12 protein-coding genes are annotated in these 11,805 nt (G+C 69.3%); 3 read left to right on the top strand and 9 right to left on the bottom strand.

Annotated features, from left to right (window positions below):
* Nucleotides 1–596: 596 nt before the first annotated feature.
* Nucleotides 597–1,316: an SDR family NAD(P)-dependent oxidoreductase gene (locus tag U9979_RS09155; RefSeq protein WP_322779027.1), complete on the bottom strand. Its 720-nt coding sequence runs from the start codon at nt 1,314–1,316 to the stop codon at nt 597–599.
* 142 nt (nt 1,317–1,458) lie between these two features.
* Between U9979_RS09155 and U9979_RS09150 the strand changes: the two genes are divergently transcribed.
* Nucleotides 1,459–2,406 carry an AraC family transcriptional regulator gene (locus tag U9979_RS09150; protein WP_322751945.1) on the top strand — a complete coding sequence of 316 codons (948 nt, stop codon included), beginning with the start codon at nt 1,459–1,461 and terminating at the stop codon, nt 2,404–2,406.
* Nucleotides 2,407–2,503: 97 nt separating this feature from the next.
* Here U9979_RS09150 and U9979_RS09145 read toward each other — a convergent pair whose 3' ends face one another.
* Together U9979_RS09145 and U9979_RS09140 are read right to left on the bottom strand one after the other, a co-directional pair.
* Nucleotides 2,504–4,117 (bottom strand): AAA family ATPase, encoded by a 1,614-nt coding sequence (locus tag U9979_RS09145; RefSeq protein ID WP_416219785.1) that lies wholly within the window; start codon nt 4,115–4,117, stop codon nt 2,504–2,506.
* A 324-nt stretch (nt 4,118–4,441) separates the two neighbouring features.
* Complete coding sequence (locus U9979_RS09140; protein ID WP_322779025.1) at nt 4,442–5,269, bottom strand: AraC family transcriptional regulator; 828 nt, start codon at nt 5,267–5,269, stop codon at nt 4,442–4,444.
* A 176-nt stretch (nt 5,270–5,445) separates the two neighbouring features.
* On the opposite strand from U9979_RS09140, the gene U9979_RS09135 reads away from it, so the two are divergent.
* Entirely contained in the window at nt 5,446–5,994 is a 549-nt protein-coding gene (locus tag U9979_RS09135; RefSeq protein WP_322779024.1) for a TIGR03086 family metal-binding protein, read from the top strand.
* Between the two features lie 28 nt (nt 5,995–6,022).
* Here the strand turns inward: U9979_RS09135 and U9979_RS09130 are convergent, their stop codons facing one another.
* Entirely contained in the window at nt 6,023–6,958 is a 936-nt protein-coding gene (locus U9979_RS09130) for a PaaI family thioesterase (protein ID WP_322779023.1), read from the bottom strand.
* Nucleotides 6,959–7,094: 136 nt separating this feature from the next.
* On the opposite strand from U9979_RS09130, the gene U9979_RS09125 reads away from it, so the two are divergent.
* Nucleotides 7,095–8,189: an XdhC/CoxI family protein gene (locus U9979_RS09125; protein ID WP_322779022.1), complete on the top strand. Its 1,095-nt coding sequence runs from the start codon at nt 7,095–7,097 to the stop codon at nt 8,187–8,189.
* Nucleotides 8,190–8,324: 135 nt separating this feature from the next.
* Here U9979_RS09125 and U9979_RS09120 read toward each other — a convergent pair whose 3' ends face one another.
* The 5 genes from U9979_RS09120 to U9979_RS09100 form a co-directional block, all read right to left on the bottom strand.
* The gene (locus U9979_RS09120) at nt 8,325–9,242 is read right to left on the bottom strand and encodes an SDR family NAD(P)-dependent oxidoreductase (RefSeq protein ID WP_322754232.1); all 918 of its coding nucleotides are present in this window, start codon (nt 9,240–9,242) and stop codon (nt 8,325–8,327) included.
* Nucleotides 9,243–9,342: 100 nt separating this feature from the next.
* Nucleotides 9,343–10,170, bottom strand: a complete 828-nt coding sequence (locus tag U9979_RS09115) for an SDR family NAD(P)-dependent oxidoreductase (protein WP_322779021.1) — start codon at nt 10,168–10,170, stop codon at nt 9,343–9,345.
* Between the two features lie 68 nt (nt 10,171–10,238).
* Nucleotides 10,239–11,123, bottom strand: coding sequence for a nuclear transport factor 2 family protein (locus U9979_RS09110; RefSeq protein ID WP_322779020.1), 885 nt, complete (start codon nt 11,121–11,123; stop codon nt 10,239–10,241).
* Nucleotides 11,120–11,290, bottom strand: coding sequence for a hypothetical protein (locus U9979_RS09105; protein ID WP_322779019.1), 171 nt, complete (start codon nt 11,288–11,290; stop codon nt 11,120–11,122). Before U9979_RS09105 ends, U9979_RS09110 begins: the two co-directional genes overlap by 4 nt.
* A 10-nt stretch (nt 11,291–11,300) precedes the next feature.
* Nucleotides 11,301–11,741, bottom strand: a complete 441-nt coding sequence (locus tag U9979_RS09100) for a nuclear transport factor 2 family protein (RefSeq protein ID WP_322751596.1) — start codon at nt 11,739–11,741, stop codon at nt 11,301–11,303.
* Between the last annotated feature and the right edge of the window lie 64 nt (nt 11,742–11,805).

Genomic DNA, 11,805 nt, shown 5'->3' with positions numbered 1-11,805 from the left:
GATGTAGATTTTGTGTCGCCAGAACAGCACAACAATCACATCGTTGGACTCCCGCAGCCAGGGGAAGAGCTTGTCCCGCACCAGCACGAACATCTCGTCGGTGCTGCCCAGGGCCTTGAAACGCGACCAGCGAGTTGCCGGCTGACCTGCCGGCAACGTTCGCCGAGTTCACCGACTCCTGAGTCGTATCCACGCGGTCGGCGTCTACAACGGCCAACTCGCCCCGCGTCACCGGGCCAGCCGGCTCCGGAACTACCAGATGCGCAGAACGTGTGTTCGGCTCGGTGGATGATGTTGCCGGCCGGGCGCTCACTGGGCGTCGTCCCTGATCAGGACCCGGGTGGCGACCGGCCGGATGGTGATCTCAGGACCTTCGATAAAGATCGAACGGTTCTTGTTCTGGTGCGTTAGGTCCACATTCGATCATGAATGTAACCTGCGGTGATCTGTGCGGCCAGCCAGCCTCCGCCCCAACGAGGCATTGGTCTCAGTAACCGGCCGCACCGAGCTCAACATAGAGGGCTACCTTCTTTGACGGGGCGAGTCCGTATTCTCCAACGGACCGCGTTCGCGGGCCCGGGAGGCCCGGGAGAGACTCAGCTTGCCAGCATCTGCTCGAGTCGCAGCGGGTCGGTAACGTAGACCGTGCCGGCGTGGGCGGATGTGTCGTCGGGCCAGACCACCGTCTCACCGGCCGCAATGCCGGCTACAATGCGCCCGGCGACAATCTCGGGGGCGGCCTTGTCCGCTTCGATACCGGCGAGCATGTCGGTGTCGATCCCACCCGGGTAGGCGCCGATGACCTCAATACCCCGGCCGCGCAACTCCGCGCGCAGCGCCTGCGTGATCGAGTGTGCGGCGGCCTTCGACGCACAGTACCCGGCCATCGGTAGGACCGGGGCAAGCGCGATCAAGGTCAGCACGTTGGCGACTGCAGCGGGTGCATTCGCCGCCAGTACAGGGACGAACGCCCGGGTGACCCGCAGGGTGCCGACGTAGTTCGTGGTCATGTCACGGCCAAACAGGTCGAGGTCGCCGTCCAGGGCGCCGCCGAAGCCGAGCACACCCGCGTTGTTGACCAGAAGGGTGACGTCGGTGGCCGCCTTGGCGGCGGCATCCACACTGGCCTGATCGGTGATGTCCAGGGCCAGGGTGCGCACCCGCGGGTCAGAGCACACCTGCGGGTCGATGGTGTGGGGGTTACGGGCGGTGGCGTAGACCCGGCTCGCTCCGGCGCCAAGCAGTTCGGTCACCAGGCGGGCGCCAAGCCCGCGGTTGGCGCCAGTGACAAGGGCGGTGCTGCCTGCAATGTTCATCGGTTGCTCTCCTGCCGGGGATGTGGGCGACAGATCAACCGTATGGAGCGTGACGATGGCCAGTCGATGACGATCGGTCTCGATTCTTTGTCTATCCGTCTCATCGAGATCAGCCCCGCACACGGATCGCTAGGCTCCGAGTGTGGATCTGCTGGCCGAAGTGCTGGCCGTTGCCGGCGTGCGGGGCACGGTCGCGGCGACCGTATACGCGGGCGACCCGTGGGGGCTGCACCTGTTCGCGATACCCGGAGCGGCGTTCCATGCGATCACCGCCGGGACGGCTTGGCTACGGGTGCCCGACCGGCCCTCCGTGCAGCTCATGCCCGGCGACGTGGTCCTGCTGCCCACGGGGACCGCGCACGGTCTGTCGGGCGACCGCACCGGACCCCTCGAACCCTTCGACCACGCCGCCGCCCACCGGGCGCGGGTTGCCGGCGGCCGGCTCGACATCGGCACCCAGCCGGCGCGGACACGGATACTGTGCGCCTCCTACCGGCACGACCCCGCTGTCACCACACCCCTGCTTACCCTGCTCCCCGACGTAGTGCACATACCGGCAGGCTCGGACAACGCACCGCTCGACGACACCGTCCGGCTCCTGTCGAGCGAGTTGACGCACCCGCAACTCGCCGCAGCCACGGTGCTCAACCGACTCGTCGACGTGCTACTCATCCACCTCCTGCGGGCCTGGCTCCAGGCCGAACCCCCGCCCCCTTCCGTGTCGTGGCTACGTGCCCTGAGCGACCCTGTGATCGCGGCTGCCCTCACGGCGATGCACACCGACCCAGCCCACGCCTGGACCATCGCCTCCCTCGCCGACCACGTCGCTGTGTCCCGCGCGACGCTGGCCCGCCGGTTCCCCGTCCTCGTCGGTGACACCCCCGCCGCCTATCTCACCCGCTGGCGAATGGACCTGGCCGCGCGCCGGCTACGCGACACCGACGACCCGATCGACGTCATCGCCCGCGCCGTTGGCTACACCTCCGAGTACGCCTTCTCCCGGGCCTTCTCCCGGGCCCGTTCCCAACCCCCAGGCCGCTACCGCGTCCATAGCCGCATCGCCGCGGCCAACACCTTGCGATCGGTGTAGAGGGCATACCGCAGCCCCGCCCGGATCAAGTGGACGGTGCAGGTCTGCACGGTGGTCAGCCCGCTGAGCGTCGGGTGCTTGGTGGGCGAGGGGAGAATTACGCCCGCAGGACCGTGACCGTGCGGCCGGTCTGGGTGGTGGCAATATCGAACTGGGTGCGTTCGCTGAGGTCGGGGGCGTCGGGGCGGCGGTCAAAGATGATCAAGATGCCGGTGTCGAGGCCGAGGCGGTCGAGGTAGCGGTCGAGCTGAGTCAGGCCTTGGCGCAGCGGGTCGGCCTTGCCGGGATGCCAGACCTTGAGCTCGAGGGCTTCCCGCTGCCAGTGGCGTTTGCCGTTCTCGTTTGGGTAGGGCCAGCGGATGAGCAGATCGATCCGCCCCCGGCCGACGCCGTACTCCCGTTCCACGTAGCCACCGCCGTTGACGACGCGTTGGAGGAATCCCATGAGGACGAGCTGTGGGGCGACCTCGTGGTAGTGCTCCGTCGAGGTCAGTACGTCGCCGTGCTCGATCCAGAATTCGGCGAATTCCCGCAGCAGCAGCGCGACGTCGAAACGGCCGTCTGGCAGCACGAAGCTGCGGGGGTCGGCGACGACATTGGCCTCGACCTGGGTGGTCAGGACTCGGACGACGACCTCTCGGTAGATGGGGTTGGCGATCCGGACCGGGTCCTTCGGGGCGACCAGGCCGAGGTCGCGGGCGTAGGCGAGGTCGTCGTCGTAGGGGTCGAGCTGCACCAGGTCGCCGGCCAGCAAGGGCAGCACGATCCGGCGGACTCGCGGCTCGGCCAGCCGGGCGGCCAGCGAGTCCAGGTGCGTCGCTCGCGCCAGGATCAGGCGCTCCTTCGCCTGTTCCAGGTGGTCGACCGTGATCGGCGTCGAGACCGACACCGCCATCTTCACGACGATTTCCCGGGCCAGCGCGTTGACCAGCCATGGCTGGCCTGCGGTCAGCTCGAACGCTCGGGCCACCGCCGCTGGCGTGAACTCCTGCCCGGTGTCGGCGGTGTGCTGCCCGTACAGCTCGGCGACTTCCTCCGCCGTGAAGTCCCCCAGCCGCAGCGACTCCAGCTTGATGTTGAACGGGCTCGACGTCCCCAACCGTGACGGGTCGCCTCCGGATGCCGCTCCGGGGTCCCGCGGAATCGCGAAGCGATTTCGGGGGTGGCAGTCACGGACGTCCCGCAGGCCACACAGCGCGACCGAGGTGGGAAAGCCGATCGGGCGGTCGCGATAGCCGTCCCGGAGTTGGCTGAGGACGCTGATCAGACTCTGCCCGCTCAGCGCATCGATCTCGTCGAAGAACAGCACCAACGGCCGGGGGCAGACCTGCGCCCATACCGACAGACCCGCCGCGAGCAGCGTGCCTTCCGACGCCTCCGGCCACGGCGGCGGGCGCAGGTCCGCGGGCAGCACCGTGCTGGCCGCGGCGCGGATCCGGGAAAGAATGTCGCGAGTCGCCGCACCGTAGTTGTCACGGGCGGCCCGCCCCGCCTCGCAGGAGAACAACAGCGCGGCGTACCGGCCTTTGGCCGTCAGTTCCTCGGCGAGCGCGGTCAGCGTCGTCGTCTTCCCTGTCTGCCGTGGCGCGTGCACGACGAAGTACCCTTCCTGCTCCACCAGGTCGGGAACCTCCGGCAAGCGTGACACTGCCGGAATCATGTAGTCGACCCCAGGCCGGCACGGACCAGCCGTCTGGAACCGGCGAGCCATCGATCGTCACACTCCATCCGCCAGGCGGCACGGATCACGCTGCGCCCCCAACCCTACGCACCCACCACCACCGATCGGCGATCTCTCCGACCGCGACGCACCCACTCCCACAACAACTAGTGATCTCGCGGAGGGGCACGTGCGCCCGGTGCCCTGGATGTGGGAATGGCGGAACCGGCGCTGGGCGCAGCGCGATCCATCCCTCCTGCGCCGTCATTTGGCCGAGCGGTAGGTCGCCGGGCTGTGGTGGCTGGACAATCGGGTCGTCGGCCCACGTTGTCGGAGACGGCCGCCACGCCCACCTGGTCTTCTTCCGGACGCGTCTCACCCGGCGCGGCAGGCGCGGGCGTAGCGCGACGGGGGCAGACCGACGATCGCGGAGAACTCCCGCGTGAGGTGTGCCTGGTCGCTGTAGCCGAGTTCGGCGGCGAGGTCGGCCCAGTCGACGTCAGCGCCGCGAGCGCGTTCGGCGGCCTCGTAAAAGCGGTAGCGGCGGATCGTCGCCTTCGGACCTATTCCGACGTGGTCAGCGAAGCGGCGTTGGAGCTGGCGGGGAGTCAGAGCACACAGTGCGGCCAGGGCATCGACCCGGACGAAGGTCGGATCAGCCGCGACCTTTTCGACCAGGGCGCTCGTCGCCTCGGACTCCCACACCTGCGACGGCATCTGCGAGTCCAGGAAGCGGTCGGCGGCCGCGGCCATCCCGACTGGATCCGCCGCGGCGGTCACCTCGTGTGCCAGTAAGGCCACGGCGTCCGCGCCGAACACGTCGGCGAACGGCAGCGTCCGGTCTCGCAGCTTCGCCATCGAACCGCCCGCGAAGGGCCGGAACCCGGCTGGCCGGAACATGATCCCGAGTGCCCGGCCGGCGCCGGACAGCGTCCGGGCACCGATGCGGGTGGTCACGCCGTGCACGGTGAACGCGCCGTCGGCGAGTACCGCGTTGACGACGGGATGGGCGAAGACGCGCTGGGTGAACGGGTCCTGCCCGGTGAGGTCCCAGGTGGCGACCCAGTAGCGGTCGACGAAGCGGGCGACCTGCGCCGAGGGCGGATACCGGTCGAGGCGGAACCGGGTGAGCCCCACGTCGGGTGCGATGATCCCCCGAGCGTCGCGTTCCACCGCCCGCACCATCGGTTGCACCTCGCCCACGCTAGACATCCACGGCCCTCGGCGGTACAGCGGGCTTCGGCGGTACAGCGGGCTTCGGCGGTACAGCGGGCTTCGGCGCTACCGCGTCGCGTTTGTTCAAGACTCGCGGACATGCGCTCGGGAACGCTGGAGCCGCGTGCCGGGAACACGCCGTTACCGAGGGATGAGAGGACACCATGAGCGACATCGCTGACCGGTACCGCCGCCTGGCCGGCGCCTTCACCGAGACGGTCGCTGCCGTACCCGCCGACCGCTGGGAGAGCCCGTCGCCGTGCGAAGGGTGGACGGCGCGCGACGTCGTCCGGCACGTGGTCGACACCCACGGTATGTTCCTCGGCCTCGTCGGCCGCGAGTTGGGCGACATCGCGTCGGTCGACGACGACCCCCTCGCCGCGTGGCGTGCGGCGCGGGACGCCATCCAGGCCGACCTCGACGATCCGGCGCGTGCCGGCGCCACCTTCCAGGGCTGGCGCGGCCCGAGCACCTTCGCCGAGGCGATCGACCGCTTCATCTGCTTCGACCAGGTGGTCCACCGGTGGGACCTCGCTCGCGCGACCGGCCTCGACGAACGGATGGACCCGGCCGAGGTGCGGCTGGCGTTCGAGCTGGTGCCGTACTTCGGCGACGACCTGCGTAGACCCGACGTGTGCGGCCCCGCCCTCCAACCGCCACCCGGCGCGGACGAGCAGACACGCCTGCTCGCCGTGCTCGGCCGCCGTGCCTAACGAGCACACGGACCGGTGCCGGTGGAAATCAGCCGGAACGACGGATCTGCGCGCCGCACGAGAACCGGATGGCGCCGCGCCCATCGGAGTTACGCAGCTCGCCCTCGGCGACGACGAACTGTCGGCCCCGGTAGGCGACCGTGGCTGCGGCGGTGACGGGTTCGCCGCCTGCGGGCACACCTCGCAGGTAGTTGACGGCGAGGTCGAGCGGCACCAGCCGTTCGCCGGGCACCAACACGGTGGCCTGGGCGTCGGCGGCGACGATATGCGCGATCAGCCCGAGCACACCACCGTGGACGGCACCGAAACTGTTGGCCACCTGCAGGCCCGGCCGCAGGGTCAGCTCGGACTCTCCGCGTCTGCGGGTACGACTGACCACGCCGAGCAGTGCCGACAGCGCGCCGGCGAGAGGCGGAGCGGCAGCCGGCGGATTGGCCCCGGACACGATTGCCGACGAGGTCGGATCCGCTGCCGACGGTGAGTGCGTGCTGTCCATCTGTGCCGAGGCAGGAGACGAGGCAGGGGTCGAGGCCAGACTGCGCTGGGGATTGATCGCGCGCAGTGAGGTGACCGCGACCAGCTCACCGGCGGCGTCGACCAACTCCCCGCGGGCCAGCCCGCTGTCGTCGCCGGCGAAGTCGGCCTGGCCGTCGGCGGTCAGCCAGCCCGGGGCAACCGGCAGCGGCCGGACAACCTCCAGCCTCAGTTGGGCAGTAAGCATGGGGGGTCCACCGGGGCCGGCCACAGCGACGGCGGTGCCGCACGCGGCGTCCGCGATCACGGCGAGGGCGCCCGCGAGCAGCCGGCCGTCCGTCCCCAGCAGCGGCGGCGCAACGGCCAGGCGGACGACCGCCCGCCCGCCGCCGACCTCGACGATCCGCACGCCAAAGGTCTCATACGCCGGCACAGGCCGGCCCTCGTACCCCAGCCCGGCACGGTAGCCGTCCAGGTCAGCGCTCTGCATGCGCCCAGGTTTCCACACTCCTCCCCCAATTCGCCATCTTCGTTAAATGATCGCATCGTAACTGTCGTGCGCCTCCCGCTGGCCGTGGACCGGCCGCTAGGATGAGCAGCCACAGATCGCTCGGTGGTGAGGTCTCATGCGTGAGCTGCTGGCGGATCTGCTCGGATGGTGGGAGTCGGAAACGCCGTTCGCCCTGGCCACCGTCGTGACGACCAGCGCGTCCGCGCCCCGGCCTCCCGGTGCCGCGATGGCCGTCGACACCGCTGGCGAGGCGCTCGGAAGCGTCTCGGGCGGCTGCGTCGAAGGGGCGGTGTACGACACGGCGCAACGGGTGCTTGCCACCGGCGAACCGGTCCTGGAGACCTTTGGCTTCGGTGCCGACGATGCGTTCGCAGCCGGCCTGACCTGCGGTGGCACGATCAGCGTCTTCGTACAGCGAATCGATCACGTGACTGCGCCGGACCTTCCGGCCGTCGCGTCGGCATCGGCGGCAGCGGAGCCGGTCGCGGTGGCGACCGTGATCGCCGGACCGGCACGGGTGGGGGCGCGACGCACGGTATGGCAGGACCGCGCGGCCGGCACGACCGGCACCGAGGGCCTCGACGTGACGGTCACCGACGACGCGCGGGGCATGCTCGCGCAAGGGCAGTCCGGCCAGCGCCACTACGGGCCGGCGGGCGAACGGTGCGGTGACGCCGTCACCGTCTTCGTCCAAGCCATCGTGCCTCCCCCGCGGATGCTCCTCTTCGGCGCGATCGACTTCGCCCACGCGGTCACCCGGATCGGGGTCTTCCTCGGCTACCACGTCACCGTCTGCGACGCCCGTGGCGTGTTCGCCACCCGGAAACGGTTCCCCGAAGCACACGAGGTGGTGGTCGAGTGGCCGCACCGTTATCTCATCCGCACCGCGGTGGACCCGTCGACGGTGATCTGCGTACTCACCCACGACCCGAAGTTCGACGTGCCGCTGTTGGAGGTGGCAGTGCGCACGCCAGCCGGGTACATCGGAGCGATGGGGAGCCGGCGTACCCACGCGGATCGGCTGGCCCGGCTGCGCAAAGCCGGTCTGACCGAGGAGGATCTCGCTCGCATCCGTGCACCGATCGGCCTTGACCTGGGCGCGCGCACCCCCGAAGAGACCGCCGTGTCGATCGCCGCCGAGATCATTCAGAATCGTCGGCGGAGTAGCGGCCGGCCGCTGTCGACCACAACAGGTCCCATCCACAGGTGAAGTAGTCGACACCGGCGTCGTCGATCGCGGCGGCGACCACTTCACTGCCGTACCGGGCTCGCGCGCCGGCGCACACGGCGGCGGATTCGTACCGGTCGTGCGGTCAGCGGGGAGGAACCAGTTGGACGGCGTACCTCAGGGGGTGTGCATTCCGGGGATGCCGCCCTTCCAGGGCGCGAACCGCTCCGGCATGGGGACCAGCCCGGGATAGGGGTCGCCGACCATCGGCGCCCCCAGCATGGCACCCCAGCCATGATGTCCCGGCTGCACCTGGTAGTAGCCGTTGCCGGCGTTGGTACCGCCGTCAACCAGGAGGTTGAGCCCGGTGATGTAGCTGGAGGCGTCTGAGGCGAGGAACAGCAACGGCCCGATGAGCTCCTCGGCCCGGCCGACACGTCGCATCGGGGTCCGGCTGGCGACGTACTCCGCTACGCCCAAACCCTCGAGGCCGGGCGCCGTCATCGGGGTCACGATGAACCCCGGCGAGATGGCGTTGACCCGGACGCCCCGGTCGGCCCACTCGCAGCCAAGTTGGTAGGTCAGGTTGAGCAGAGCGCCCTTGGCGGCGGTGTAGCCGATGACGCTGAGCTCGTTGGCCCCACTGGCGAGGATCGAGCAGATATTGATGATCGAGCCGGACCCTGCCGCCAGCATGTGCCGGCCGGCGTCCCTGGCAAGCAGGTAGGCGCCGACCATGTCGACGTCGACGATACGACGGAAGGTTTCCAGGTCGAAGTTCTCCGCAGGCAGGCCCCGAAGATCGGAGATCCCGGCGTTGTTCACCAGAACGTCGATGCGGCCGTAGCTCTCGATCGCCCTGGATACAATCCGCGCCACGTCCTCCTCCTTCGAGACGTCTGCGACCACGGCGGTGGCCTTGACGCCCTTGTGCGTGCAAGCGTCGGCAACCGCTTGGAGGAGTTCGCCGCTGCGGGCGGCGAGGACAAGGTCGGCGCCCGCATCAGCGAGGGCCAGAGCCATGACTTCGCCGAGGCCATAGCTGGCCCCGGTCAGCACGACGACTTTGCCCCGGATGTCAAAAAGGCTGGACATGGATTCCTTCTGTTCTCTTCGGTGCCAGGTTTCCAACAAAGCGGGCGACGACGGGATCGAGGTCCCGCCATGGCGCGAGATGCAACGCCGTGAAACGGCCCTACCCGGCGAACCGGCGAACGAGGCTGCCGTCAGCCATCGCCGCAGCCCGGTCGCGGGCGACATCGATCCAGCCGGGATGGGTGATGATCCAGAACCGCTCGGACCGCACGGCGTCGACGACCATGGCCGCGACCGCGGTCGGGGCAATGCCCTGCTCACCAAGGAGGCGGGTGGAGCTGGCCGCGAACCGCTCCGCGACAGCGCCGGTTGATTCGGGGACGTTCGCGGGCCGGTTCCGCTCGGCGCGGACGATATTGGTGTTGACAGCGCCGGGGCAGAGCACGCTCGCGTTCACACCCGTCCCCTCACATTCGACGCGCAGGGTCTCGGTGATCGCGACTACGCCGAACTTGGCGACGTTGTACGGGCCGATGCCGGGGTTGGCCTGGAGTCCGGCGGTCGAGGCGGTGTTGATCACATGGCCACGCCGCTGGCGCTTCATGAGCGGCACGAAGGCGCGGATGCCATAGATGACACTCCAGAGGTCCACGTCGACCACCCACCGCCATGTCGCGAGCGGGATGTCCTCGATCAGTCCGGCGGCGACGACGCCTGCATTGTTGTGCAGGACATCGACAGTGCCGTAGTGATCGACAGCCTGGTCGCGAAGACGGGAGACGGACTCGGCGGATGAGACATCGGTGACGACGCCCAGGACATCATGCCCGTCACCGCGCAGTTCGGTTACAGCGTCATCGAGGGCGGCGGCCTCGATGTCTGCCAGCACGACGCGCATGCCCTCCTGCGCGAACGCCGAAGCGACGGCTCGGCCGATGCCGCTGGCCGCACCGGTTACGACAGCGACTCCTCCGCTGAGCTGCTCCATCGTGTTGTCCTCCCATATTCGCGGCGGGTACGGGTTGGCTCGCCTGGACGCGTGTCAACGGATCGCGCTCAGTGATCGGCCGCTGGATCGCTGCGCGGCAGGACCAGCGCCTGGCAGTCCGCAACAACACTGTCCCAGTCCAGGTAGAGACGGACGCTGTGGGCGGCGCCGTCGGCGTCGAGCGTGGCAACCAGCGTCCCCCTGGTCTGTGTCGTGGCATTGTCGAGAGTGAACAGCACCGCGACGACAGCCCCGTCCCCGATGACCCGGCTCACCTCGATCCGACATCGGGAGAGGACCGCGGAGAACCGCTCGACGACGTCCAGGACTGGCCCGCGTCCGCTGATCTCGGTATGACCGACGTGAGTGGCGACCGGGTCAGCGCAAAGGTAGCGGCTGGCGGCCGCGGCGGGGTCAGCGCTGAATGCGGCTACCGCCTCACTGACCAGACGGTGATACCAGTCTGTGCCGCCACGCCATCGGCGGTCGTCGGGTGGAACGGTTCCCCGGCTGGCCGTCGAGTCAGCGCGGCGGTGGGCCCAGTCGAACCACCCGACCTCGTCGACGACCTGACGGACTGCCTGTCCGGCGGCCGGCTCGCCGACCCGCCACCACAGGGCTGCCTGGGCGTACTCGCCGGTCGTCGGGCTCACCACGGTTGTCTCCAGGAACGCCTCCGGCGGATCCACGAGGACGCGGACGAGCTCGTGGCGGTGCTCGGGGACCATCGTGGCGAGCCGATCCTCGAGCCGGTGGAGCATGTCGATGCCGTCGACCACGGTGGTCCCCGCCATCGACACCATGTGGATCGACGGGGCGTAGGTCTCGTCGGCCATCTGGTGCGGATCGACCGCCCACAAGTCGGCGAAGCGGATCGCCAGACTCAGGATCTCGGCCCGCTCCCGCCCAGGGTCCGCCCGTTCGCCGGGGATCGGCGCCGTTGCGCCGCTCATGTGCCCGCCTCGACGGCACGGGCCTGTCCAGCAGGCAGGAGCGAAGCGCCAACAGGTGCGAACTGGTCCAGCGTTGCATCGAGCAGTGCCCGCTGTTCGATGTCCAGCATCAGTGAGCCAAACCCCATCGGGGCCACCTCCAGCGGTCCGAGACGTCGAATAGCCATCCGCACCTCCTCAGAAATTTCCCGGCAGCGACGGGAGCGCGGTGAAGCTCCCGTCCGGCAGCCCGCCCCGGTAGGTGGCGGTGAAGCGGCGCTCGGCGAACAGCCAGGCACCCTCCTGCCGGGTGTAACGGTCCTGGTAGCAGCCGATCACCAAACCGTTGACCCCGTCACGGCGGCCCACCTCGAACACCGTCCATGAACCCACAGCGCCGTCGCCCTCCTCGCGGGCGCGACCGTGGCCCACCATCTGCAGCACCGACTCGAAGCTCGCCATGGCCGCCCGCCAGAACGCCACCACCTCGTCGCGGCCACGCAGCAGGCGGTCCGGACCGAGCTGCCACGTGCACTCCTCCGCCCACGTTTCCTCCCAGGCGGCGGCGTCGTTCGCATTGACGGCATCGGAGTAGCGGGCGACGACGTCGGCGATCGCGATGCGATCCGCGGCATCCATGCTGGTCCCCTTCCTCACGACCGGGAGGTCGACGGCCACTACTGTCGACAGCCACTACTGTCAG

Source organism: Protofrankia sp. Cas4, from assembly GCF_963555915.1.
In the GTDB taxonomy this organism is placed as follows: domain Bacteria; phylum Actinomycetota; class Actinomycetes; order Frankiales; family Frankiaceae; genus Protofrankia.
This window is presented reverse-complemented; position numbering and strand designations above follow the sequence as displayed.

Coding starts and splice junctions, on each gene's coding strand:
- U9979_RS09155 (WP_322779027.1), bottom strand. CDS start 1,316: ATGAACATTGCAGGCAGCACCGCCCTTGTCACTGGCGCCAACCGCGGG.
- U9979_RS09145 (WP_416219785.1), bottom strand. CDS start 4,117: ATGGCTCGCCGGTTCCAGACGGCTGGTCCGTGCCGGCCTGGGGTCGAC.
- U9979_RS09135 (WP_322779024.1), top strand. CDS start 5,446: ATGAGCGACATCGCTGACCGGTACCGCCGCCTGGCCGGCGCCTTCACC.
- U9979_RS09130 (WP_322779023.1), bottom strand. CDS start 6,958: ATGCAGAGCGCTGACCTGGACGGCTACCGTGCCGGGCTGGGGTACGAG.
- U9979_RS09125 (WP_322779022.1), top strand. CDS start 7,095: ATGCGTGAGCTGCTGGCGGATCTGCTCGGATGGTGGGAGTCGGAAACG.
- U9979_RS09120 (WP_322754232.1), bottom strand. CDS start 9,242: ATGTCCAGCCTTTTTGACATCCGGGGCAAAGTCGTCGTGCTGACCGGG.
- U9979_RS09115 (WP_322779021.1), bottom strand. CDS start 10,170: ATGGAGCAGCTCAGCGGAGGAGTCGCTGTCGTAACCGGTGCGGCCAGC.
- U9979_RS09110 (WP_322779020.1), bottom strand. CDS start 11,123: ATGAGCGGCGCAACGGCGCCGATCCCCGGCGAACGGGCGGACCCTGGG.
- U9979_RS09105 (WP_322779019.1), bottom strand. CDS start 11,290: ATGGCTATTCGACGTCTCGGACCGCTGGAGGTGGCCCCGATGGGGTTT.
- U9979_RS09100 (WP_322751596.1), bottom strand. CDS start 11,741: ATGGATGCCGCGGATCGCATCGCGATCGCCGACGTCGTCGCCCGCTAC.